The 25,025-nt window shown below is 33.9% G+C and carries 18 protein-coding genes; 14 read left to right on the forward strand and 4 right to left on the reverse strand.

Annotated features, from left to right (window positions below):
• The first annotated feature begins 62 nt into the window (after positions 1 to 62).
• The 6 genes from L1276_RS18355 (at position 63) to L1276_RS18380 (ending at position 7,545) form a co-directional block, all read left to right on the forward strand.
• Positions 63 to 1,181 (forward strand): VWA domain-containing protein, encoded by a 1,119-nt coding sequence (locus L1276_RS18355; protein WP_071638604.1) that lies wholly within the window; start codon positions 63 to 65, stop codon positions 1,179 to 1,181.
• A gap of 113 nt (positions 1,182 to 1,294) precedes the next feature.
• Complete coding sequence (locus L1276_RS18360) at positions 1,295 to 2,758, forward strand: AAA family ATPase (RefSeq protein WP_253790397.1); 1,464 nt, start codon at positions 1,295 to 1,297, stop codon at positions 2,756 to 2,758.
• 191 nt (positions 2,759 to 2,949) lie between these two features.
• Positions 2,950 to 3,543, forward strand: coding sequence for a 2OG-Fe(II) oxygenase (locus tag L1276_RS18365; RefSeq protein ID WP_253790399.1), 594 nt, complete (start codon positions 2,950 to 2,952; stop codon positions 3,541 to 3,543).
• A 62-nt stretch (positions 3,544 to 3,605) separates the two neighbouring features.
• The gene (locus L1276_RS18370; protein WP_253790401.1) at positions 3,606 to 4,460 is read left to right on the forward strand and encodes a DMT family transporter; all 855 of its coding nucleotides are present in this window, start codon (positions 3,606 to 3,608) and stop codon (positions 4,458 to 4,460) included.
• A gap of 436 nt (positions 4,461 to 4,896) precedes the next feature.
• Positions 4,897 to 6,183 (forward strand): Glu/Leu/Phe/Val dehydrogenase, encoded by a 1,287-nt coding sequence (locus L1276_RS18375; protein WP_253790403.1) that lies wholly within the window; start codon positions 4,897 to 4,899, stop codon positions 6,181 to 6,183.
• Between the two features lie 138 nt (positions 6,184 to 6,321).
• A complete protein-coding gene (locus tag L1276_RS18380) occupies positions 6,322 to 7,545 on the forward strand; it encodes a sterol desaturase family protein (RefSeq protein ID WP_253790404.1) in 1,224 nt (407 codons plus the stop codon).
• Positions 7,546 to 7,796: 251 nt separating this feature from the next.
• Here L1276_RS18380 and L1276_RS18385 read toward each other — a convergent pair whose 3' ends face one another.
• On the reverse strand, positions 7,797 to 9,395 hold the full coding sequence (locus tag L1276_RS18385; RefSeq protein WP_253790405.1) for a DUF6377 domain-containing protein: 1,599 nt from the start codon (positions 9,393 to 9,395) through the stop codon (positions 7,797 to 7,799).
• A 472-nt stretch (positions 9,396 to 9,867) separates the two neighbouring features.
• On the opposite strand from L1276_RS18385, the gene L1276_RS18390 reads away from it, so the two are divergent.
• The 6 genes from L1276_RS18390 to L1276_RS18415 all read left to right on the forward strand — a co-directional run bounded on the left by L1276_RS18390 (position 9,868) and on the right by L1276_RS18415 (position 19,651).
• Positions 9,868 to 10,389: a DUF5004 domain-containing protein gene (locus tag L1276_RS18390; protein ID WP_253790406.1), complete on the forward strand. Its 522-nt coding sequence runs from the start codon at positions 9,868 to 9,870 to the stop codon at positions 10,387 to 10,389.
• Between the two features lie 8 nt (positions 10,390 to 10,397).
• On the forward strand, positions 10,398 to 11,480 hold the full coding sequence (locus L1276_RS18395) for a hypothetical protein (RefSeq protein ID WP_253790407.1): 1,083 nt from the start codon (positions 10,398 to 10,400) through the stop codon (positions 11,478 to 11,480).
• A 120-nt stretch (positions 11,481 to 11,600) separates the two neighbouring features.
• On the forward strand, positions 11,601 to 14,618 hold the full coding sequence (locus L1276_RS18400; protein ID WP_253790408.1) for a TonB-dependent receptor: 3,018 nt from the start codon (positions 11,601 to 11,603) through the stop codon (positions 14,616 to 14,618).
• Between the two features lie 25 nt (positions 14,619 to 14,643).
• Positions 14,644 to 16,158, forward strand: coding sequence for a RagB/SusD family nutrient uptake outer membrane protein (locus L1276_RS18405; protein ID WP_253790409.1), 1,515 nt, complete (start codon positions 14,644 to 14,646; stop codon positions 16,156 to 16,158).
• A gap of 204 nt (positions 16,159 to 16,362) precedes the next feature.
• Positions 16,363 to 17,607 carry a glycoside hydrolase family 71/99-like protein gene (locus L1276_RS18410; protein WP_253790410.1) on the forward strand — a complete coding sequence of 415 codons (1,245 nt, stop codon included), beginning with the start codon at positions 16,363 to 16,365 and terminating at the stop codon, positions 17,605 to 17,607.
• A 25-nt stretch (positions 17,608 to 17,632) separates the two neighbouring features.
• Positions 17,633 to 19,651 (forward strand): glycoside hydrolase family 97 protein, encoded by a 2,019-nt coding sequence (locus L1276_RS18415; protein WP_253790412.1) that lies wholly within the window; start codon positions 17,633 to 17,635, stop codon positions 19,649 to 19,651.
• A gap of 252 nt (positions 19,652 to 19,903) precedes the next feature.
• Here the strand turns inward: L1276_RS18415 and L1276_RS18420 are convergent, their stop codons facing one another.
• The gene (locus L1276_RS18420) at positions 19,904 to 20,818 is read right to left on the reverse strand and encodes a hypothetical protein (RefSeq protein WP_253790414.1); all 915 of its coding nucleotides are present in this window, start codon (positions 20,816 to 20,818) and stop codon (positions 19,904 to 19,906) included.
• Between the two features lie 344 nt (positions 20,819 to 21,162).
• Between L1276_RS18420 and L1276_RS18425 the strand changes: the two genes are divergently transcribed.
• Complete coding sequence (locus tag L1276_RS18425) at positions 21,163 to 22,338, forward strand: hypothetical protein (RefSeq protein WP_253790416.1); 1,176 nt, start codon at positions 21,163 to 21,165, stop codon at positions 22,336 to 22,338.
• A 47-nt stretch (positions 22,339 to 22,385) separates the two neighbouring features.
• On the opposite strand, the gene L1276_RS18430 is transcribed toward L1276_RS18425, so the two are convergent.
• Entirely contained in the window at positions 22,386 to 22,820 is a 435-nt protein-coding gene (locus tag L1276_RS18430) for a DUF6526 family protein (RefSeq protein WP_253790418.1), read from the reverse strand.
• A 354-nt stretch (positions 22,821 to 23,174) separates the two neighbouring features.
• The gene (locus L1276_RS18435) at positions 23,175 to 23,657 is read right to left on the reverse strand and encodes a DNA-deoxyinosine glycosylase (protein ID WP_253790420.1); all 483 of its coding nucleotides are present in this window, start codon (positions 23,655 to 23,657) and stop codon (positions 23,175 to 23,177) included.
• Positions 23,658 to 23,841: 184 nt separating this feature from the next.
• Between L1276_RS18435 and L1276_RS18440 the strand changes: the two genes are divergently transcribed.
• Positions 23,842 to 24,864: an AraC family transcriptional regulator gene (locus L1276_RS18440; RefSeq protein ID WP_253790421.1), complete on the forward strand. Its 1,023-nt coding sequence runs from the start codon at positions 23,842 to 23,844 to the stop codon at positions 24,862 to 24,864.
• The last annotated feature ends 161 nt before the right edge of the window (positions 24,865 to 25,025 follow it).

The raw sequence follows: 25,025 nt of genomic DNA on the forward strand, positions 1-25,025 counted from the left end.
TTAACTAAAAATTAATAAACGTTTCGTTTTTCATAATTCTAAAAAACCGTAATTTTAAAATTATGAAAAACGAATTTAAAAAAGGTTTTTATTTTAAGTCGTACGAAGCCCCTTTTCAGTCTCCGTTTGAAAAACTTTTTGGTATTTTCAAAGAGCTAATCACCCATACTTCGGGGGATTTTGATGAAGCTATCAGCTGGCTTAGGGAGCTCGATATTGAATATAAACTAACAGATGAGAACTACACGATCGATGATTTTATCGAAGATTTAAAAAAGAAAGGTTACATAAAAGACGAAGTTAAAGAAGATGGAAGCGGTGGTTTCGGAATCACAGCTAAAACAGAACGCGCAATTCGTCAGCAGGCTTTAGATCAGATTTTCGGAAATCTGAAACGTTCCGGAAACGGAAATCACAAAACAAAACATGCCGGAAATGGCGATGAACATACGGGAGAATTTCGCGAATTTAATTTTGGGGATGGTTTAGAACGTATTTCATTGACCGAAAGTCTGCGAAACGCTCAAATCAATAATGGTGTTGAAAGTTTCATGCTTACCGAAAATGATTTGGTTGTGGAAGAAACGCAGTATAAAGCACAAATGAGTACCGTTTTGATGATCGACATAAGTCACAGTATGATTTTGTATGGTGAAGACCGAATCACTCCCGCTAAAAAAGTAGCAATGGCTTTGGCCGAATTAATCACAACACGTTACCCAAAAGACACGCTTGATATTTTGGTTTTTGGTAATGATGCCTGGACAATTCCAATTAAAGATTTGCCGTATCTGCAAGTCGGCCCGTATCACACCAATACGGTTGCCGGATTGCAGTTAGCGATGGATATTTTACGAAGAAAGCGAAATACCAACAAGCAGATTTTCATGATTACCGATGGAAAACCAAGCTGCGTAAGAGAACGCGATGGTTCATATTATATGAATAGTAACGGACTTGACGAATATATCGTAGACAAATGCTACACACAAGCACAACAGGCCAGAAAATTACATATCCCTATTACCACTTTTATGATTGCAAACGATCCGTATTTACAGCGTTTTGTTAATCATTTTACAGAAGCCAATCAAGGAAAAGCATTTTATACCGGATTAAAAGGTCTTGGCGAAATGATTTTTGAAGATTATGAAACGAATAGGAAGAAAAGAGTGCGTTGATTTAGGTTCAAAGTTGCAAAGGGACAAAGGTTTTTGAAATAAATTTATGCACAAAGCAATAACACAATATTTGCCGTTTAAAAAAACAATAAACAAAATAGATATTTCATAAAATGGAAATAAACAATATAAAAACATTAGGGCAGTTAAAAGCTGCAGGATATAAAAGCACAAGTATAAAGGACGAATTACGAAATAATCTTCGTGAGAAAATCAAAACCGGAAAGCCGGTTTTTGAAGGTGTCCACGGGTTTGAAAATACGGTAATTCCAGAATTAGAACGTGCGATTCTTTCTCGTCATAATATTAATTTACTGGGTCTTCGCGGACAGGCAAAAACTCGTTTGGCGCGAAAAATGGTGGAATTATTAGATGAATATATTCCCTATGTAACAGGTTCAGAAATCAATGACGATCCGCTGAATCCAATTTCACGTTTTGCCAAAGATATAATTGAAGAAAAAGGCGATGAAACTCCAATTTCATGGTTACACAGAAGCGAACGTTTCTTCGAAAAACTGGCAACGCCAGATGTAACCGTAGCCGATTTAATTGGAGATGTTGACCCAATAAAAGCTGCAAATTTAAAATTATCTTATGCAGATGATCGTGTAATTCATTTTGGAATGATTCCGAGAGCGAATAGAAGTATTTTTGTAATTAACGAATTACCCGATTTACAAGCCAGAATTCAGGTTGCATTATTTAATATTCTGCAAGAAGGCGATATTCAAATTCGCGGATTTAAATTGAGAATGCCGCTTGATATGCAGTTTATATTTACTGCAAATCCAGAAGATTATACTAATAGAGGAAGTATTGTAACGCCTTTAAAAGACAGAATTGGTTCGCAGATTTTAACGCATTATCCGGAAACAGTTGAAATTGCAAGAACAATTACTCAACAAGAAGCCAAGCTGGATGAGAACCAAAGCGATATTGTTTATGTACCAAGTTTGGCCAGAGATATTTTAGAACAAATTAGTTTTGAAGCGCGTGAAAGTGAATACATCGACAATAAAAGCGGTGTAAGTGCCCGAATGAGTATTACAGCTTTTGAAAACCTAATTAGTACTGCAGAACGCAGAGCTCTAAAATCTGGAGTTGATAAAACTAACCTGCGTTTATCTGATTTTATCGGAATCATTCCAGCCATAACGGGAAAAGTAGAATTGGTTTATGAAGGAGAGCAGGAGGGAGCTGCTTTTGTGGCGCAGCATTTAATTGGCTCAGCAATTCGAACTTTGTTTCCAACGTTATTTCCTAAAATCGAGAAATTAGAAAAACCAGGAGAAAAAACACCATACTCTGATTTAATAGAATGGTTTTTTGCAGAAAGCGGTTTCGAATTATTAGACGATGCTTCGGATGCTGAATACCAAAGTATTTTAGATGAAGTTACTCCTTTAGATATTTTATTGAAGAAATATCAGCCGGAATTGGATAAAAAAGACCAGTATTTCATGAAAGAATTTATTTTATGGGCATTAGTTGAATATAAAAAACTGAGTAAAGATCGTTTTGCACAAGGACATCAGTTTAAAGATATGTACGGAAGTTATATTAGTAAATTATAAATTGTTAATTGATTATGGCAATCATTAAACCAGACAGGTTTTTAAAACCTGTCGGGTTTTTTATGCGTGAAAAATGCGTGTTTTTTGACGAAGATTATTGTTTGGTTTTTATTATTTATAAAAGAAGCATTACCAGTTTTAATTACTCTACCTTGCTGCGTTAGCTGTATTTGCAGTTTCCCAAAAAAGCAATGGATGATAGTTTTGAAGATTTAATCGCAAGTTATATAGAGAATAAAATTGGAATATCAGAACGGTTTATAAGTGATGAATTATCAAATAATCTCAAGCAAAATTTAATTGATTTAAACAAGGCAAGTTTACTGTTGACCGCTGGAATTGGAAATTCTGAAAAACTTTCTTTTGACGGAAAAATTAGAAATGACGCTATTTACTGGCTCGATAAAAAACACAACAATGTTTTTGAAAATGAGTTTTTCGATAAAATTGATGCTTTTGTGCTCTACTTAAACGAAAGTTGTTTTGCCGGAATTACCAGTTACGAATTTCACTATTCATTATATGAAAAAGGAGATTTCTATCGCAGACACCTAGATCAATTCAAAAATAATTCAAGTCGTAAATATTCAATGATCAGCTACTTAAATAGCAATTGGAATGAAAATGACGGCGGAGAATTAATGATTTACCAAAACAACAGCCAGCAGAAAATTTCACCCATTCAGGGTAAAACTGTTTTCTTTAAAAGTAATGAATTAGTTCATGAAGTATTAGTTACCCAAAATACCCGGATGAGTATTACCGGTTGGTTAAAGAGTGATTAATGTGTTTTTTTTGAGAGTATAAAACAGATAAACACTATTTTTGTTCTTAAAAATTTAATTCTATGTTATTTCTAATTTTAAGCATTTTGTGTAGTGTAACGGTTGGTGTGATTTTTAAAATAACCCGTAAATACAATGCTGACCCAATTCAAATTATAGCTTTTAATTATGTAATTGCATTAGTGCTCTGCTATTTTACTTTTAGCCCAGATTTAACGATAGTTCATACTGATGCGCCTTGGAATATCTATGCAGCAGTTGGTATTTTACTGCCAATTGTTTTCTTATTTCTTTTTACCTCAATTAAATATATGGGAATTGTAAAGACTGATGCTGCACAGCGTTTGTCTTTGTTTATTCCGATAATTGCTGCCTGGTTAATTTTCAAGGAAGAATTTAATTCCTTTAAAGTCATCGGACTTATAATTGGATTCATTGCGCTTCTTTTTATCTTAAGAAAACAATCGACAAACGATCAAAATAAATGGATATTTCCTGCAGCCGTATTTTTAGGTTTCGGAATTATTGATATACTTTTTAAGCAAATTGCACTTTTTACCGCTTTGCCTTATACAACATCTTTATTTATAGTTTTTGATATTGCATTGGCTGTTTCATTGCTTGTTGTAATATATGATGTGGTTTTAAAAAAGGTAAAATTGAATTCTAAAAACATCCTTTTTGGCGCTTTAGTCGGCGTCTTTAATTTTGGAAATATTCTATTTTATTTAAAAGCACACAAAGCTTTTGCAGAAAATCCTTCAACAGTTTTTGCCGGAATGAATATGGGAGTTATTGTTTTAGGAAGTCTTGTCGGTCTGCTTTTCTTTAAAGAAAAACTATCAAAAATAAACTACCTAGGTATTATTTTGGCGCTGATTGCTATTGTTTTTATAGTTTTTTCGCAATTCATGTAATTTTTTTAATCCCTTTAAAACCTTAATTTACAGTTGATTTACTTGTAAGATGTATTTTTTTTAAAATAAACTCTACTAATTCGATAGAATTTATAAAATATATTTATAAATTTGTCATAACAATGAAAAACTATATTCTAAATATCATCCCGTTTATGTGCAGCTTGACGATGTGCTGCATGTCAAACTATGCGATGAAATGGCGTTAATAGAGAAAGTACTTGTTAGTTATTTTTTTTTTTGAGCCTTTCATGCACCATGAAAGGCTTTTTTTAGAATAGTAAAAACAAATAAAATGAGATCAAATAGAAACTTACATAGTATAGTGCACAGCTTCCAGACAAAAATTCCGTGTTGTATGTGTCCTTGTTGATTTATTCCAAAATAAACTTTATTAAACCCAAATCCTGTAAACCAAAAATTTAAAGTAAATACTATGAGTACAGAAATTATAAAACAGAATCCCTTTCAATCGATGATTGAAAGGTTTAATATAGCAGCCGATATTCTTAATTTAGATGAATCGATCAGACAAAAGCTGCAACGTCCGGAAAAACAAATTGTAGTTAATTTTTCCATCACATTAGATAACGGAACCGAAAAAAACTTTGAAGGTTATCGAGTAATTCACAATACAGCTTTAGGTCCATCAAAAGGAGGAATTCGTTATGATAATGCCGTAAATCTTGATGAAGTAAAAGCATTAGCGGCCTGGATGACGTGGAAATCTGCCGTAACCGGAATTCCTTTTGGAGGAGCAAAAGGCGGTATTATCTGTGATCCAAGAACACTTTCTAAAACTGAATTAGAAAGAATCACAAGGGCTTATACAAAAGCACTTGCAGATATTTTTGGTCCTGAAAAAGATGTTCCGGCACCGGACATGGGAACGGGACCAGACGAAATGGGCTGGCTAATGGATGAGTTTTCATTGGTACACGGAAAAACAATTCACGCCGTTGTTACCGGAAAACACCTGCACTCTGGAGGTTCTTTGGGTAGAGTAGAAGCAACGGGCAGAGGTGTAAGTATCATTAGTTTATTGGCACTTGAAAAATTAAAATTGAGACCGGCCAGATCTACTGCAGCAATTCAGGGTTTTGGGAATGTTGGTTTACATTCTGCTTTATTTTTATATGAAAAAGGAGTGAAGATTGTAGCAATAAGCGACGTTTCTGAAGCATTTTATAATCCTGATGGGATTAATATTCCAGAGCTGATTTTGTATTACAATCTGAATAATAAAACCATCAAAGGTTACCCGAATTCAGTTGTCATCAAACACGAAGATTTATTGCTTTTAGATGTTGATGTTTTGATTCCGGCTGCAAAAGAAGATGTTATTACACAAAAAAATGCCAAAGATGTTCGTGCTAAAATAATTATAGAAGCTGCAAACGGCCCGGTTTCTTCAGATGCTGATACAATTCTGCATGAAAACAATGTTTTGGTTGTTCCTGATATTTTAGCAAATGCGGGAGGCGTTACGGTTTCGTATTTTGAATGGCTTCAAAATTCATTATTAGAATCGTGGAGAATTCACCAGATTAATAAACGTTTGGAAGATATTTTAGAGAAAGGTTTTGAAACTGTATTTAGAGTTGCGGCAAAACATGATGTTACGCCAAGAATTGCAGCTTATATCATTGCCTTGAAAAAAGTAGCCGAAACACAATCTGTAAAAGAAGTCGCTGTAGAAGCGCCAAAATTCAAACAGAATTAAGTTTTTAAACCATAATCCAAGATGGGTTTCATCAGTCAATATCATGTAAAAAAAGCAGCAGATATGGATTGATGAAACTGTCTCTTTAATTAGTTGTTTTTTAGTTCTTTAAAAATCAATATAAAGTAATCTTTAAAAATGAAAAATATTAATTTTCTAGCTTTTGCAATGCCCGCTTTTTTTCTTTTTTTATTTTTGGAATATAAGCTGGCACAACGAAAAAAAAGACCTGAAATCTTTAATTATGAAAGTTCTGTTTCTAATATAAGTATTGGTATAGCAGAGCGATTGATTAATTTATTTGTTGCCGCAAGTTTTTATCAATTGTATTATTTGATTTACGACGATTATCGAATTTTTGAAATCCCAAGCGGATTTCTAGTCTGGATTGCCCTGATTCTGGCAACAGATTTTGTTTGGTATTGGTATCACAGACTTGGGCACGAAGTCAATTTTTTCTGGGCCGCACACATTGTTCATCATCACAGTGAAGAATTTAATTTTACCGCTGCAGCGAGAATTACCACTTTTCAAGCAGTAGTCCGAACGGGTTTTTGGTGTATTTTACCGCTTGTTGGGTTTCATCCTACAATGGTAATTACTATGCTTATTGTGCATGGAGCTTATTCTTTCTTTACTCATACACAGCTTATCGGAAAAATCAGATGGCTGGAGTATATTTTTGTGACGCCTTCAATTCACGGTGTTCATCATGCTTCTGATGAAAAATATCTGGATAAAAATTACGGAGATATGTTTACTTTTTGGGATCGTATTTTTGGTACTTTTCAGGAAGAAGAAGAAAAACCCAAATACGGATTAACGCATCCATTGAAAAGTTATAGTTTCCTTTGGCAGCATTTTCATTATTATTTTGAAATATACGAATTATGGAAACGCTCAAAAGGTTTTAAAGCAAGATGGCAGGCTGTTTTTGGAAGTCCGGCGCATATGGATCAGGACATTCGTCCGATATTGGAAAAACGATTTTTGCAGGATAAAAGCAATCCGCATCAAAGGCTTCGTTTTAGAAATTACCTTTATATTCAATTAGCTTTCAGTACTTTACTTCTTACGGTTTTTACCTATTATTTTGATAATTTAGAAGTCTATGATAAGATTTTTGTTTTATCAATTATAATTATCACTTTAATCAATTGCGGTGCAATATTAGAACAGCGAAAATGGATTTATTATCTTGAATACACACGTATTTTTATGATAACAACTTATTTCCTTTACGAAGAAAATCTTATCATGTTTTTCTTTGTTCCGTTGGCCATTATGATATTTGCAGAGCAAATATTTTCGTTGAGTAAATATTATCAAAATATGATTCTGCAGTTAGAATCTGCAGAGTAAAATAAAAGCAAAATCGCCACGACCCGAGCGATAGCGAATTGGCGAAGCAATTCACGAATTATTTAAATACAAATTCGTGGCGGTTTCTTTCCTGCAAGGTTTCCAAAAGCTTGTAGGTATAATTTATCAAGTTTTGGGATCGATATAGAAACCTGCAAGGTTTTGGAAACCTTGCAGGAATGCTGCATTTTTTGCCACAGATTAAAAGGATTCAAATGATTTTTTAATCTGTGCTAATCTGTGGCTAAAAATTAAATCGTCTTAATCGCCATAATTTTCTCCTCAAAAGTGTCTTTAAAGTCTGATTTGCTTTTAATTCTCGTTTTATACGTATAAATTGTAGCTACAGAAAGTTCCAGAAATTCGGCCATTTGACTGCTGTCCTGAATCCCTAATCGGTACAAAGCAAAAATACGAAGTTCCGTATTTAAAAGTTCGCCTTTCTTTACAATGCATTTATGATCATTTGGAAATAAATGATTAAAATCGGTTACAAAAGTAGGAAACAGTTTCAGGAAAATTTCATCAAATTGATGGAATAGATTTTCTCTTTCTTCCTTTACATTGTAGCGTTTTAAACTTGCAATAACTTCATCTGTTTTCTTTGTAATTATTTTATGAAGTGTACTTTTCTGGATATGATCTATCTTATTAATAAACGCCGATGTTGCTTTAATAAAATATGTAATGTATTCTTCCTTAATAGCATTAGCCTCACTTAGACTTACATTCATTTCCTGTAGTTGTGCATAAGATGAAGCCATTATTTTTCGGGCTTTATTCTTTTCTTTTAATTGTTTGAAAATAATAACAGAGAACAAAATGATAATAAGTGTAAGGATCGTCAATAAAATAATAATCTTCTCCAGTTTATCATTTTTGTCTTTAACATTATTCAGCTGTGCTTTTTCTATAATAGGTAATATTGACGAAATCTCAATTTTACGATGTCTGGCATTATAGAAAGTTGCATCGTCCATGGCAATATTGATGTATTCATTTGCTTTGTCCAAATACCCCATTTTAAAGAGTTCGTTGGCAAGATTTCTAAGTGCAACTGTTTCTTTGGTTGCATTTTTAACATCGGCAATGGCTGCAAGTGCTAAGTAATGAATGGCTTTTTTTGTGTAGCCTCTTTCAGAATAGATATACCCCAGGCTCGAAGTTGCAATTCCGTAATAATCCGGCGGAAGATGATAATTGCTGATCCAGTAACTGAAAGCAAATTCGGCACCGCGCCAGTCCTGCTGCTTTAGGCGTTTTAAACTTTCGGCTGCCCAATATTCATTTGTATTAGTTCCAATTAATTCTAAAGCTTTTTTAAGAAAGTGATTTCCCTGCTGGACATAATGAATATTGAAACGCTGATCACGGTTATAATCGGCTAAATCATAATAAGCACGGGCTTTAATGTTATAATATTCAAATTTGTTTTTTTGATCCAGTTTTTTGTCATCAATAACATTCAGCGTATCAATTGCTTCTTTAAATAATCCGGATGATAGCAGTACAAAACCTTCTTTAATTCGGCTTTTAGCCAAATACTTCGGATCTTTTAAAATTTTGGCCTTGATTTTTGATTGTTCTAAATAATAATACGCCGAATCATATTTGAATGATTTGTATTCATCAAACAATGACATATAAGTAGTATAAAGCTGTTCGTTGTTTTGGCTTACGGTATACTTTGATACATTCTTTTTTAAGGTTTCTATTTTACGGTATTTCTGTTTCAGATAAACTTCTTTTTTAAGAAGCACTTTATCTAATTCTTCAAGAATTGGATTTGTCTCTTTCGCAGTGAGAGAAAAACCCATTATGAAAAAATACAAAATGAATATTTTTTGCATGGTTTGGTTGTGGTTTTAGGGTAAGATAATTTATAGGTTGAGTTAATTCGTTTTAAATATAAAATTAATTAAAACTGATGATTTTCAGTTTTTAGGATCAAGAGCAGTTTGTTGAGATTTTTATTAAAAAAGCATCTGAGAGGCTTAGAGAGGCTTTGAAATGTTAAATGTAATCTAATAATTTGCAATTATACAATAAAATGTGATTATATATAAGTATAGTGAAAAAATATTGATTTAAAATTTCCATATTGTCATATTTACCATTATTATACAGGTACTTTTCATCTAAACAAGACCTTGATTTTTATGTTTTTATTGAAATTTTAATATATTGATATTCAGTATATTAATTACGAAAACGTTTGAAATGTATCTTGATTTTTCACAGATATTTTTTTTTAGATTTATTTAAGATCTAGTTTCGTACTGTCCTTTTAAGAGGACGAAAACTAACAAAAACCAAAAATTTATGAGAAGTAAAAGTTATTACTGGTTAGCTCTTTTTATGTGTTTTTTCGCGATTAGCTGCGATAATACAGAAGACGGCAGCTATGTTGACCCAATTACGATTTATGAGAAAGTAAATGGCAATTGGGGATTAACAAATTTGAAGATGGTTGATGAATTTGCGAAGACAAATAAGATCGAACCAAACGAAGAAAACTTGAGTACTTTTTTTAACTATGAAGATTTTAAAATTAATTTCAGCGTAGACGAAAAAAACAACCCCACAAGTTATGAAGTATCGGGTAATGTTCCACCTTTATTTGCTCCAAAAGGATATTGGGAATTAAGCTCAGATTTTCAGCAGACGAATGCGAGTGCAGTTAAAATCTACTTATTCAGCGACGCGCAAAAAACTCAAAAAACAGACGAACTTAGAATATCATCAGTTCCTGGAAAGAATGGTGAAATGGAACTCCAATTAGTTCGTGCTTCTGGAGGCACTGCGTTTGTGACTTATGTATTCAAATTAAATGCTATTAATTAAAAAGTAATATGAAAAAATTTCTATATACAATTTTACTTGCCCTTTTGATGGTTCCTAATTTTACTAAGGCGCAAGAAGCCGCAGGAGCTGTTGGTGCAATGTCATCATTTCCGGTAGTGTACAAATATGATGAAAAAGTGACGTGGTATTTCGATATGGCAAGTACTACATTTGCTGAAAATGAAGATTTATACATCTGGATTTGGTCTCCATCTGAACCGGATGCAAACAATTGGGAAAACTCATCTGATTTTGCCAAACTGAAATATGAAGGAAACAAAGTATGGAGTTTCACTTTGACTCCAACTTTATATTTTTCTAAAACTCCAGCAGAAATTGCAGCAAGTGCGGGTTTTTGGTTTCGTTTAAAAAACAAAAACGGATCTAAACAATCAGAGGTTGCCAATATGCCTTATACTGATTTTACCACATTTTATACTGCAAATGAGTTAATCAGGGCGTATCCAACAAAACCAACTATTGACAAAGGAGTGAGTATTCTTTTCAATGCCAATTTAGCTCCGGGTTTTGCAGGCGCAGCTAGCGTTCACATGCACAGCGGTTTGAACGATTGGGATCTTAAACAAGAATATCAGTCTTGGTTACCAGATGTTGTTGAGAAAACAAAACTTAAAGATTTAGGAAACGGTTTTTATAAAATGGATTTGGTTCCTAAAGACTATTACAATGCTCCGGAAGGTTATGTTATGGAAAATTTAGTTTTCCTGATGGTAAAAGACGACTGGGCAGGAACTACTCCGGATCAGGTTTTATATGCAGGAGCTTACGTACCGCCGCCGGCACCAATTTTTGGATATTTTCCTTTACAAATCAGCCAGAGAGATTTTCTGGGAATCTATAGAAAAAATAATGAGCCGGGTGTAAACAAATTAATTTACACGATTACTGCCGGAACAAAAGTGATTTCGGGTGAGTTTACCGGTGGAGTTGCAGAGATAAAAGGATTTGTCAATTTAGTTTCAGAACTAAAAGATTCTCCAGTTTTAAGTGAAATTCATGTTTTGGTTAAAGATAACAAAGACAAAACAATTTCTGACACGACGATACCGCTTAAAACTTTAGACAAATAATTCACTATCAAATTAAAACATCATTCTAATGAAATGAGCATAACCCTAAAATTAGTCGTTGAACAAATAATGGATATGCAAATTACATATGACTGATAGAAAAACAATAAATAACTACATATGAATAGTAAAAATAAAAAAATAGTCCTGCATAAAATGTGGACTACTAAATCGCTGGTAGTCATGATTTTCATGCTTTTTCTTTCGGCAGGAATGTTTGCTCAGGGAAAAAAGCTGGTAACGGGTACCGTTTATGATAATACAGGTACTGTACTTCCGGGTGCTTCGGTATTAGAAACAGGAACCAGAAACGCAGCAACAACAGATTTTGACGGGAAATTTACACTTGAGGTAGCCGTAGGAAGTTCAATCGAAGTTTCTTTCATCGGGTCAACCACTCAAAAAGTTCAAATTACAGCATCAACTTCAAAAATAGAAGTTCGTCTGCAAAATGACGGGTATCAGTTAAATGAAGTTCAGGTAGTTTCTGTAGGTTATGGAACACAGAAGAAATCAGATTTAACGGGTTCTATTTCTACAGTTACAGCAGATAATTTAGTAAAAGGAACTATCTCTTCTACAGAGCAGGTTTTGCAGGGAAAAGTTGCCGGATTAAATATCATTCGTCCTTCAGGAGATCCAGCTGCAGGGGCTTCAATACGTTTACGTGGAGGAACTTCGTTAACAGCAAGCAACAGTCCGCTTATTGTAGTTGACGGAATTGCAGGTGTTGATATTAATGTGGTGCAGCCTGCTGATATTAAATCGGTTGACGTTCTTAAAGATGCTTCGGCAACGGCTATTTATGGTTCCAGAGGAGCAAACGGAGTTATCATTATTACAACAAAATCTGGCACTAAAGGAGTTTCTGTAGTGTACAACGGCCAGTCGAGTATTGGATATGTGGCTGATAATTTAGATCTTTTATCTGCAAATCAATGGAGAGGGTATGTTCGTGAAACTGGAAATAAAGATGCGGTTGATTTTGGAGGAAATACAAACTGGCAGAAAGCGATTGAGCAGACAGCTATTTCTCAGTCACACACTTTGAGCATAAATTCTGGAAAAACAGACAGCGGTTTTAGAGCTTCGATTGGGTATTTAAAAAATGAGGGAGTTATTAAAAAATCGGGTTTGGAAAGAATCAGTGGAAACGTAAATGCTTACCAATATCTTGGAGACAATAAAGAGGTGAAATTCGATATGGGATTATTTGCCAATATCGACAAATGGAATCCTATTGATTACAGAATTTTTGAGCGTACTTATAACTTAAATCCAACGATTCCGGTTTATGATAACAATGGAAATTTTACGAATGTTAATTACACGTTATATGAAAATCCGGTGGAGATTTTAACCAACAGAACTGTTGATAATGAAAGACACAGACTTTTAGGATATTTTAAAACGGAGGTTAAATTCTTGAATGATTTTCAGGCAGTTGCTAATATTTCATTAGAGCATAATGCACTTAAAGGCGGTACCTATAAACCAACTTATGCTATTATGGAAGGACGTTCTGAGTCTGGATATGCGCAAAGAACTTACGGGGAATTTACAAATGCCCAGGGCGAACTTTATGTAAATTATTCTAAAGTAATCGACAAACACAACATCAGCGCTCTTGCCGGTTACTCTTATCTTGAAAATATTTACGAAGGATTTGGCGCACAGCGTTCTGGTTTCGTAACAGATGCTTTTAGTTATAACAATTTAGGTGCGGGTTCTAATTATCGTTTAGGAGACGTGTATTCATACAAAGGAAAATCAAATTTGGTTTCCATGTATGCTCGTGCTAACTACGGTTACGATGGCAAATACTTACTTACAGCAACGGTTAGAAGAGACGGTTCAAGCCGTTTTGGAGAAAACAATAAGTGGGGAACTTTCCCATCTGCATCTGCTGCCTGGAGAATCTCAAACGAAGAGTTCATGAGCAGTACAAAAGACTGGTTAGGATCTTTAAAATTAAGAGTTGGTTACGGAGTTACAGGTAATCAGGATGGAATTGGCGAATATAAATCGTTATCTATTTTAGGAGTTGGAAAAGACAGTTACTATGATCCTGCTACAGGAAGATGGAGTTTAGCCTATTCTCCAACACAAAATCCAAATCCTGATTTGAAATGGGAATCAACAAGACAATTAAATATTGGAGTTGATTTTAGTTTATTCGACAGAATTACAGGTTCTTTTGAATGGTACCAAAAAAACACAGACGATTTATTGTACACGTATGAAGTGCCTCAGCCTCCGTACTTAGTAGGAACAATGCTGGCAAACGTAGGTGAAATGTCAAACAAAGGAGTTGAACTTACTTTAAATGCAGATATCGTAAGAGGAGATAAATTTAACTGGAATGCTAATTTAACTTTAGGGCATAATGTTCAGAAAATTGAAAAACTGTCAAATCCTACTTATAAAACGGATGTTATTTACAGCGGTTCATTACACGGTTTAGCAGGTATGTCTGGTCAATATTCCCAAATTATTGCAGAAGGATATCCTGTTGGAACTTTTTGGGGATTCAAAAATGCGGGTCTTGACGAAAATGGTAAAATTCAGTATTACAATGCAGCAGGGCAGGTAGTGGCCGAAAGTGCTTTAGTTGATGCTGATAAAACAGCTTTAGGAAATATTCAGCCTGATTTGACTTTAGGTATCGGAATGAATTTTACATACAAAAATTTTGATCTTGGAATTTCCGGTTACGGAATGTTTGGGCAAAAAGCACTTAATGCTACAAACATGATGTTGAGTGATCCTAACAGGCTGCCAACGTACAATGTTCCTGATGATTTCTTGGGAAGCGGTATAACATCTGCTCCAAAATATTCAGATTACTGGATCGAAGATGCCTCTTTCTTTAGATTACAAACACTTTCAATTGGATATACTTTACCATTGAACTACAAAAATTCAAAGTTAAGAATGTATATAATGGGAGAAAACCTTGCCGTATTTACAAAGTATAAAGGTGTAGATCCTGAGATTGGATTAAATGCACAGGATGGTGTAAACCAAACCGGAGTAGTAGATCAAACTGGATTAGCAGGACCTGGTATTGATAAGTTTAATAATTACCCGAGACCAACTACAATTTCTGTTGGATTAAATTTTACGCTTAATAACTAAGGCGATTAACTCAAAAATATAGAAAATGAAAATCAAAATAACAGCAGCATTATTAGTAAGCATGCTTTTTACGATATCATGTACCAATTTAAATGAAGATTTATATGATAAAGTAGAAGATGGAAATTTTGGAAATACACCAAAAGAAGTTGATGCATTGGTTGGAGGGGCTTATTCTTCGTTAAGAGGATTTGCTGATAATATTTCGAACAATTATCCAACCTGCGAATTTGTATTCTTTTTGAATGAAACAGTTTCAGATGAAGCTGTAATTCCTACGAGAGGAACAAACTGGTACGATGGCGGACAATATCAGGATGCTCAAAAACATACCTGGAAAGCAGACAACCGTTTGATTCTTGCTTCTTGGCGTTACAACTACACCGGAATTGCAAAAATTAACGCAATCATTTATCAAATCGATAAATCATCTTTAACAGATGCTGCCAAAGCGCCAATTTATGCTGAGTTAAAAGCATTAAGAGCGTATTACTATTATAACCTTTTAGATGCTTTTGGAAATGTTCCAATCGTTACCAATTTTGAAGACACTTCATTACCGTCAAATTCTACAAGAAAACAGGTATATGATTTTGTTGAAAAAGAATTCTTAGATGCAATTCCGTATTTATCATCAAATGTGGTGTATTCTAAAATGACAAAAAATGTAGCGTATTCTATTTTAGCAAGACTATATCTTAATTCTGAAGCTTTTATTGGAACACCACGCTGGCAGGATTGTATCAATATGTGCCAAAAAGTTTCAGGTTATACTTTAACTCCTGATTTCTTTACCAATTTCTCTACAGAAAACGAGAAATCACCTGAAATTATTTTCGCTGTTCCTTACGATTCAAAAGCAGGAACTGTTGGAAATTACATGAACTCAATGTCATGTCATTATCTGCACCGATTAACAATGTCTGTTTCTGGAAATGATTATCCGTGGAGTGCCAACGGAATGTGTGCAGAGCCTGGAGTATTTTCTGCTTTTGCTGATACTGATAAAAGAAAGAAATGTATGGTGGCAGGAGATCAGATCAATATGGCGACAGGAACAGTAATTATCATGGACAACGGAGAACCTCTTACCTATACTGAAGAAGTGAACAGCGTAGCTGATGCTAAAGATAACCAGGGAGTTCGTTTAGGGAAATATGAAATGAAAGCCGGAGAAACATGGGAACGTGATCACGATTTAGTTTTAATCCGTTATGCCGAAATTTTAATGATGCAGGCAGAATGTTACGTTCGTTTAGGTTCGCCGGATTTGGCAAAACCATTTGTACAGCAAATAACGACACGTGCAGGTGCAGAATTGCCGGCAGCAATCAATCTTGCTTTTATAGACAAAGAACTGCTTAGAGAATTTGCCTTTGAAGGAAGAAGAAGAACAGATAATATCCGTTTTGGAACGTTCTTCCTGCCTTGGTGGGAAAAAGGAACAACTGAAAAATACAGAGCAATTTTTCCTATTCCAAGTACAGTTCTGACAACTAATAAAAATCTGGTGCAAAATCCTGGATACCCGGTAAATTAGGTTACTGAATGTCAGTCTTCCATGTTGGTTAGTCGTGGAAGGCTGACCTATTTCTAAAATGAGAATATCTGAATAGCTTCAATTTTAATGAAAATATTTTTGCCACAGATTAAATGACTTACACTGATTAGAAAATTAAGTTTTTAATAAAAATCCTTTTTAATCTTTTAATCTGTGGCAAAAAATAAAAAAACAAACATCAATATGAAAAGATATATCACATTATTGTTTTTGGGTATAATGAACATTTTAGTCACTTCTGGATGCAGCAGTGATGATAAAGGTTCAAATGAACCTGTAAAACCTGAAACACTCAAGCCGGTAGCGATTGAAAAAACAAACAGCACCAAAATTTATGTTCATTATATGCCATGGTTTGAAACCAATGAAAGCAGCGCTGATAAAAAATGGGGCTACCATTGGACAATGGCAAACAAAAACCCGAATACGGCAGGAGCAAATAACCGCAGAGAAATTGCGTCGTACTATTATCCTCTTATCGGACCGTATCATTCGGGAGATAAAAATGTGATTGAAAATCATTTATTATTGATGAAATATTCTGGAATTGACGGTGTTTTAATCGACTGGTACGGAACTTACGATGTAAACGATTACCGAATGGTAAAAGAAAATACAGAACAACTTATTGCAGTTCTGGACAAAGTAGGCTTAGAATATGCCATAGTTTATGAAGACAGAACTACAACAAATGTGGTAAATGCCGGAAAAGCAATTTCTGTAACCAGCGCTGCAAAAACAGATTTGGCTTACATGGAAAAAAATTATTTTAATAGTGCCAATTATATTAAAGTAGACGGAAAACCATTATTGCTGAATTTTGGCCCAATAGTATTACAAACGCCTGCCGAATGGACAAATGTTTTTAATACATTAACCACAAAACCTGCTTTTTTAACCCTTTGGGATCAGTCTGTAGAAGCTGGTGCAAATGCATTAGGCGAATATGCATGGGTTTACAAAGACAATAGTTTCTTAACGAATTATTATACCAATACAAAACCAAAACTTTCTGTTGCCATGGGAAGTGCTTATCCCGGTTTTAAAGATTTTTATGCCGAAGGCGGAGGCGGAGCAGCAATTGGATGGACAATTGAACATAACAACGGTGCAACGCTGGATGCAACACTTGAATTAGCTAAAAATGCCAATTTAAATTACCTGCAGCTCATTACATGGAATGACTTTGGAGAAGGAACAATGTTTGAACCTACAGTTGAGTTTGGATACACCTATATCGAAAAAGTAAAAGCATTTGCCGGAGTAAAAAATACCGAATCTGTTTTTCCGGAAATTAGCAAAATGTACAATCTGCGTGTAGAAAAGAAAGGGAATGCCGATGTTCAGAACAAGCTGGATCAGGCCTTTAATTATTTTGTTTCAATGCAGCCGGCAAAAGCAAAACAGTTAATAAACGAAATAAAATAAGAGCCGTAATTAATACCAATACATAATGAGAAACATAAGATATAGATACTGTATAATAGCCTTAGCTTCAATGCTGTTATTTGCCTGCAGTACTAAAAAAACATATAAAATCAATTCACCCGGAAAAACCACCGAATTAATCTTTGAATTAACGCCGTCAGGACAGCCTCAATACAGCTTTTTGAGAAACGGAAAATCGGTTATAGAACCTTCTTTGTTAGGATTTGAATTTCAGGGAATTCAAAAAATGACCGAAGGTTTTGAAGTTATTTCTACCGAAGAAAAATCTGCTGATGAAACTTGGGAACAACCTTGGGGAGAATTCAAAAAAGTGCGCGATCACCACAATGAATTGATTATTCACTTAAAAGAATCAAAAGGCGAAGAACGATTAGTAGATATTATTTTCAGGGTTTTTGATGACGGATTGGGATTTCGATATGAATTTCCAAAACAGCCTAATTTAGGTAAAGTGAAAATTTCAAATGAAATTACACAGTTTACTTTTAAATCAGATAATGAGGTTTGGTGGATTCCGGTGCACCGTGAAAATAGTTATTACGAAAGTGAATACCGTAAAACGACTATTAGTAAAACCGATACAATTAATACGCCGGCTACTTTTGAAACAAAGGAAAAATTATTCGTTGCGATTCACGAAGCTAATTTAACTGATTTTGCTTCGATGACACTTTTAAAAACAAGCGACAAACAATACAAAAGTGATTTAGTGCCGTGGGCAGACGGCGTAAAAGTATATGCTGAAACTCCGTTTAAAACACCTTGGAGAACAGTAGTTGTAGGTCAAAATCCGGGAGAGGTTGCAACTTCCACGATCATGCTGAATTTAAATGAACCTTCAAAAATTGAAGATCTTTCCTGGATTACACCTTCTAAATACATTGGAATCTGGTGGGGAATGCACTTGGAAAAATTCACTTGGGGACAAGGACCAAAACACGGTGCCACAACAAAAAACACAAAAGAATACATAGATTTTGCTGCGAAAAACAATTTTGACGGCGTTCTCGTTGAAGGCTGGAACGAGGGCTGGGACGGTGACTGGACTGCTGACGGAAGTGCCTTTAGTTTTGTAAAAGCATATCCTGATTTTAATCTGGAAGAAATTACAAAATATGCCGCTATGAAAAATGTTCGTTTAATAGGACATCACGAAACAGCAGGTGCTTCTAAACATTATGAAAGCCAGTTAGAAGATGCTTTTAAATTGTATCAGAAAATGGGTGTGAATTCAGTTAAAACAGGTTATGTAAACAAATATCTGGATAAAAAAGAATGGCATGACAGCCAGTATGCATCTCGTCATTACAGAAAAGTAATCGAAACAGCTGCCAAATATCACATTATGATTGATAATCACGAACCAATAAAAGGAACTGGTTTACAGCGTACTTATCCCAACTTTATGTCTCAGGAAGGCGGAAGAGGACAGGAATACAACGCATGGTCTGTAGATGGTGGAAACACACCGCAGCATTTAACAACTTTACCTTTTACAAGAATGCTTTCAGGACCGTTTGATTATACCCCTGGAAATTTCAATTTTGATTACAAAACACCTTCCGGAGCGCGTGTGCAAACTACTTTGGCAAACCAATTGGCATTGTATGTTATTATTTTTAGTCCACTGCAAATGGCATCTGATTTACCTGAGAATTATGTTGGCAAACCTGAATTTCAATTTATAAAAGATGTGCCTTGTACTTGGTCTGATACTAAAGTTTTAGATTCTAAAATTGGTGAGTATACCACAATTGTACGTAAAGACTGGGACGAGAAAAACTGGTATTTAGGTTCCATTACCAACCAGAATGCCAGAGAACTTAAAGTTATTTTGTCTTTCCTGGATGCCGGAAAAGAATACGAAGCCGAAATCTATGCAGACGGAGCAGGAGCTGATTACAAAACAAATCCATATCCGGTTGGAATTTCAAAACAAAAAGTAAATAATAAAACAGTTTTAAATATCAAATTGGCAGCTGGAGGAGGAACAGCGATAAAATTTACTCCAATAGAAAAATAAGTAGTTTAGTTTGAGTTAAGTTTAAGTGGATGAACCCGATATCTTGAAAAAGATGTTGGGTTTGTTTTTTATTTTTGTTTTTATTTCATGTTTCAGGTTTTATTAACCGCAAAGTTCGCAAAGCTTTGTGTAAATTAGGCTTTGCGAACTTTGTGTTTATTTATTATAATTAATATTGAAAGACTTTGTGTGCTTTGCGGTTAATCACAAGCATATTTATATAATTCACAATTATAGTTGACCATTAATTTTTTAGTGTTTATAAAACTTCACATGATTTCCAAAGCTGTAGGTTGCCGCAATAGTGGGACCATTGTAACCCCATTTAAAGAAACCGTCAATTCTGGGTCTGGTTACATCAAGTCTGAAATTTAAACCTGTGTATCCTGCCGTTAAACTGAAATTTTCATATACATTATATAAAACCGATAAATTGTAGCTGATGATTCGGCCGTCTATTTCATCGATTTTGAGGGCAAAATAATTGATGTTGGCATACAAACCCACTTTTTTTCCGAGTACAAATTCACCCCAGATTCCAATGTCGGGCAGAGGGGCAGTAAAATCAACTCTATCTCGATATTCGACTTGTTGTGTAGTTCCTTCAAGTCTTAAACCAACATCGGCAAGGAGTACGTGTGCACCAATTAATAAACCCAATTCATATTTTGGTTTAGAAATAATGGCATAACCATAGGCAAAACGAATCATTTCATTATTCATAAAAGCCGAAACCCTGGCATCGACAGGATAAGTATGATCCTGAAATTCGATTGTTTTTTGAAGCGTTTTTTCAGAATCTCTTTTTAAGTAAAAATACTCCAGATTAAAACGTGATCTTCGGGAAGCACGCCATTCAAAGGTTCCAAAAAAGGAAACGGTATTGTTTTGAAAACCTAAATCTCGCTCAAAATCAATATCAGTTCCAATGTTTCCATTCGTTCCGTTAACTTCAACCTCAGTATTGTTTACAGGAAAAAAAACACCTGCGGTTGCTTTAAATCTTCTTCCGTGCCACGGAAGATCGTCAGTGTGATAATCCTGAATTTTTCTGTCGTTGTTTTGAGTTTCGATTAGCGTAATCTCGTTGGTTATTTCGGCAGTAGTTTGTGCTTTTGCAGAAATGAAGGAAAGGGGAATTATCAATAAATAAACTAATTTTTTCATGAGATTGATATTTAGGTTATTAATGAAATTTTAACAAATAAAGTTAACAAAAAAAATCATTCAAAATGAGTTTATGGAATTTATTATTTTGATTTTCAAATAGATATGATTTTTATTTGTAAAAACGAGTTTGCGTGAGGGATAGGAGCTGGCTGCCGAAGCAGCGTGGATAGCCCGACAGCGTCCTGATAAGAGGGCGAATAAACGCAAAGCAGATTGCCCTCTTATCAGGATGGTGGCACGCCCAGATGAGCATCATTTGCAATGAAAAGGATTAATGGAAAATAAAGTTTTTATTGTTAAAATCATTGTCATTGTCTATATTTGAATTTTAACTCTGTGATATGAACAAAAACCTGAAACAATACTTCGTTAAGTCTTTTATTATTTTGGCAATAGTGCATTTGGCTTATTTTTTATACGGCTATTTTACATTTGCAGGAATTAATAAAGTCGATATTTACTCGGAGTTTTACAGGTTTAAGTTTTATGATGATGTTTCGATTTCGCACTTTTTTGTGAGTGGTTTATTTCTGTTTTTCTTTTTGATTTTTTTATTGAAGAATCATGCAAGACAGCGTTATTCTTTTGGTAAAGTATTCCAAATTGGATTTTTATTACTGCTGATTTCCTTTTTTACTTTTACGTTTTTTATTAGTTTCAGTTTTGGTCAAAATGCAAAATTGAGGACAGAATTGTCTCAGGAAAGTTACAATGAAGATAAAACATTATTGAATGTATTGACTCCGTTTTTGTACGAGTCAAGTTCTTATCATTCAGAGAAATTATTCAATTACGAGAACATTTTATATCCAAAACCTTATCCGGTAGTTAAAGAAGAAAAACAGGTTTTAATTTACCACGATCAGTTTAGTACCGAAACGATATACTACAGCATTGATACATTGAAAGTTTTGACTGCGGAGTACAATAAAGTTTCTGAAAAAATCGATTTGGTTCTTGATCTTATGGACCTTGATAAAAAGAATAAGAAAGACAGAATTATCAAAAAAACGGTTATTGGAGACAGTACTCAGGTTATTTTTAAAGGTAAGGAAGTGAGTCCTGAATATGATGATGAGATCTGCATTTTTCTGGAAAATAAATCTTTGTTTAAGCCGGTACATAATTTTTCTGTAAGCAGACAGCAATACAATGCTGCAGTAAAGCGATATAAATTATTGTATAAATATAAGCAGGATTCGCTTGAATATCAGTTTGCAAAATTGGATACTTTGTTTAAAAAATACAATATTGAAAGCCACGTAAAACCAAAAGTGCTTGTGCCTGAAATTTTCTATTATGTAGAAAATCCGAACAGGTTATTTGGCGGACTGGATAATAATTTTGATCACAAAGCTCTCCATGAAAAATTCGAGACTTTAGACCGCTATTTCTATACACCAAATTATCTCCATCCCACCATTCTGCCGCTATTTTTTGCCGTAGTATTTTCGGTTTGGATCGTTTTATTTCTATTTTATATTTTGTTTAATAATAAGAAACAGAAAGATATTTAAAGAATTTTAGACTTTAGATTTTTTCGCTTGATTCTAAAATCTACAGCCTAAACTCTATTATAATCTGCTCTCCAGTGAACGATTGCTTTTTTGATGGCGTCTCCAGTTAAGTTGTTTTTCAGGGCGTCTTCCAGCAATGGCAGGATTTCATCGTCTGGTGCAAATCGCAGTGCAAATATCTGATCATCTGTTAATTTGTGTTCAAACTCTTCGAGACGTTTTCCGGTTAAGGTGAAATAGCGATAGCGCAGTTCCAGACGCACGATTCGGTTTTGTAAAATAAGGGCATAATGCTGACGGAGCATAAATGCGAGGCAAAACAAGAATACAAAAACAACGCTTATAAACGACCAAATAAGATAGTCGTTTGTAGTAAAAGCAAAGTAAATACTAAACGCTAAAAAGAGCGTTAAAACGGGATAATACACAAAATGGTGCGGTGTGTAAAATCGAATATGATTGTAATAAGTTTGAATTTTCATAATTAGGTGATTTGAAAAATGTATATAAAAAACAAAGCTACCCTAGAAATCTAGAATAGCTTTTTTCTCAAAAATAAACTAACATAACCAATGTTCTCTTTATAATCTAAACTTGTAACAGTTTGTTTTAGTAATATCTATAATTTTAAAAAGCCTTCCTTCATCATCAATCCGTGTAAATCCTGGCTTTGATTTCTTGATTGTAAAATTATAGCATCCTGCGAAATTTCGTGTTATATTTTAAAGTTCAAAAGTTACATTATTTCAATATTTAGTTTTTTTCAGCCGTAAATTCACAATTTTATTTACAATGCGGTTTTAAAAATAATAGTTAATTTGTGGCTGTTATTTAGTTTATAAAGAACTAATAATCTTCCATTCGTCTAATTTTGACTGAAATGTTTTACTGGCATTTGCAGGACTTGTTGACGGAAGTGTAATAAGCGTATATTCTTTTTTTAAATGCACATACTTTTTAAAGAACGCGGCAGCTTTTTGTCCGTTAAATAATATGGTTTTTATTTTTGGGTGCTGTTTTAGAAAGGTTTCAAAATCATTGGCGATTTCGTTTTTTATGGCGCTGTCTAAACTTCCTACACGATCGCAATATTGGAGTACATCCCAAAGTGCAATTTTATTTTTTAAAAGAAGGGCCTTTTTAGTTTCGTAATTGGCTGATGGATCTTCTTTAAAAATTGTAAACATAAATTTCCAGAAATTGTTCTGGCTGTGTCCGTAATATTGATTTAATTCTAAAGACTTAGTTCCTGGCATTGTGCCTAAAATCAATAAGTTAGAATCTGGAGAGCTTATGGGAGAAAAAGAATAGCTTTTCATTTATTGAATTAAGAAATAGTTTGTTTGAGTTAAAATTTTCAATGATAAGTAATTATAAAACAATTGTAGAAAATTATATAACATTTTTGGTTTACGATTGAGCGAACTTTGAATCTGCTTTTTAAACGTAATAATGCGGGTTTAAAAATCTCATTTAAAATTACAGAATTTAAATCGAAACAAGATGAAAATAGTTACTATACATACAGAGAAAATTCAAAACATATTTGAAGAATTGAATAAAAACTTCGGCGGAAAAGTAACTTTTGACGTTGATGAATATGCACTTGAAGTAAATAATGGTTTTGCTAAAGGATCTATTATGGGTGCTTCTTTTAATGATAATATTTCGTATGTTCAGTTTGATATGACTTTTTCAGCTGATTTAAAGCTGAATGTTATCAACGGAATTTCGTCACCGATATATTTTGCCTATTGTTCTAAAGGAAATCTTTCGCATAGTTTTGGACTTTCAGGCGAAGAAAGAAAATTAAAAACATTTCAGACTGCTATTGTAACTTCAAAATTAAATCAGGATAATGTTTTGTATTTTGAAAAAGATAAAAAAACAAAATTCACTTTAATTATTGTAGGAACACAAACTGAACCAAGTCATGCAAGTTCTTTGAACCAAATGGTGAGAGAAACTTTTTTTGAAGAAAACCTTAATGAAGAATTTTTCTATGCGGGTTCTTATAATTTGAAAATTGGTGAAAAAATTGAACAATTAAATGCCGTAACGCAAACAGGTGTGGTTCGAAATTTATTGAAAGAAGGAATTTTGAGAATTATTCTGGCAATGGAAATTCAACAGCATACAGACGATGTGAATTCATTTTCTAAGGAAACTAATTGTTTGAACTTAAGAGAAATGGAAGAAATTAAAGAACTTTCGGAAGTTATAAAAGCAAATCCGGAAGAGCCTTTCACCATCAAATCATTAAGTAAAAAATCAGGTCTTTCTCCAAACAAACTTCAGGAAGGTTTCAAAATGATTCATAACAGAACCGTAAATGATTATATCACTCATATGCGTGTTCTAAAAGCCGAAATTCTTATTAGAACTTCTGATTTAAATATTTCCGAAATCGTCTACTGCATTGGTTTTACCAGCAGAAGTTATTTCTCTAAAATCTTTAAACAAAAATTCAACTGCAGTCCAAAAGAGTATAAGTTTAACTTGAATCCGCTGGCCATTACAGCTTGATCGGAGGAGCTAAGTTTTTAAGATACTAAAATGCTAAGAAAAACTTAGCATCTCAGTAACTAAGTCACTTAGCATCTTGAAAAAAATAATGTCGTTAGCTATTAAGCAAGATATATATAAAGCTGCTGAGATACTAAGCTGTTAATAAAAACTTAGTATCT

This window comes from Flavobacterium sp. HSC-32F16, from assembly GCF_024171645.1.
Classification (GTDB): Bacteria; Bacteroidota; Bacteroidia; order Flavobacteriales; family Flavobacteriaceae; genus Flavobacterium.

Bases quoted from the DNA above. Each gene is read 5' to 3' on its own strand.
- L1276_RS18440 (WP_253790421.1), top strand. From the start codon at position 23,842: ATGAAAATAGTTACTATACATACAGAGAAAATTCAAAACATATTTGAA.
- L1276_RS18420 (WP_253790414.1), bottom strand. From the start codon at position 20,818: ATGAAAAAATTAGTTTATTTATTGATAATTCCCCTTTCCTTCATTTCT.
- L1276_RS18430 (WP_253790418.1), bottom strand. From the start codon at position 22,820: ATGAAAATTCAAACTTATTACAATCATATTCGATTTTACACACCGCAC.
- L1276_RS18370 (WP_253790401.1), top strand. From the start codon at position 3,606: ATGTTATTTCTAATTTTAAGCATTTTGTGTAGTGTAACGGTTGGTGTG.
- L1276_RS18395 (WP_253790407.1), top strand. From the start codon at position 10,398: ATGAAAAAATTTCTATATACAATTTTACTTGCCCTTTTGATGGTTCCT.
- L1276_RS18360 (WP_253790397.1), top strand. From the start codon at position 1,295: ATGGAAATAAACAATATAAAAACATTAGGGCAGTTAAAAGCTGCAGGA.
- L1276_RS18435 (WP_253790420.1), bottom strand. From the start codon at position 23,657: ATGAAAAGCTATTCTTTTTCTCCCATAAGCTCTCCAGATTCTAACTTA.
- L1276_RS18385 (WP_253790405.1), bottom strand. From the start codon at position 9,395: ATGCAAAAAATATTCATTTTGTATTTTTTCATAATGGGTTTTTCTCTC.
- L1276_RS18375 (WP_253790403.1), top strand. From the start codon at position 4,897: ATGAGTACAGAAATTATAAAACAGAATCCCTTTCAATCGATGATTGAA.
- L1276_RS18415 (WP_253790412.1), top strand. From the start codon at position 17,633: ATGAGAAACATAAGATATAGATACTGTATAATAGCCTTAGCTTCAATG.
- L1276_RS18380 (WP_253790404.1), top strand. From the start codon at position 6,322: ATGAAAAATATTAATTTTCTAGCTTTTGCAATGCCCGCTTTTTTTCTT.
- L1276_RS18365 (WP_253790399.1), top strand. From the start codon at position 2,950: ATGGATGATAGTTTTGAAGATTTAATCGCAAGTTATATAGAGAATAAA.
- L1276_RS18400 (WP_253790408.1), top strand. From the start codon at position 11,601: ATGAATAGTAAAAATAAAAAAATAGTCCTGCATAAAATGTGGACTACT.
- L1276_RS18405 (WP_253790409.1), top strand. From the start codon at position 14,644: ATGAAAATCAAAATAACAGCAGCATTATTAGTAAGCATGCTTTTTACG.
- L1276_RS18355 (WP_071638604.1), top strand. From the start codon at position 63: ATGAAAAACGAATTTAAAAAAGGTTTTTATTTTAAGTCGTACGAAGCC.
- L1276_RS18425 (WP_253790416.1), top strand. From the start codon at position 21,163: ATGAACAAAAACCTGAAACAATACTTCGTTAAGTCTTTTATTATTTTG.
- L1276_RS18410 (WP_253790410.1), top strand. From the start codon at position 16,363: ATGAAAAGATATATCACATTATTGTTTTTGGGTATAATGAACATTTTA.
- L1276_RS18390 (WP_253790406.1), top strand. From the start codon at position 9,868: ATGAGAAGTAAAAGTTATTACTGGTTAGCTCTTTTTATGTGTTTTTTC.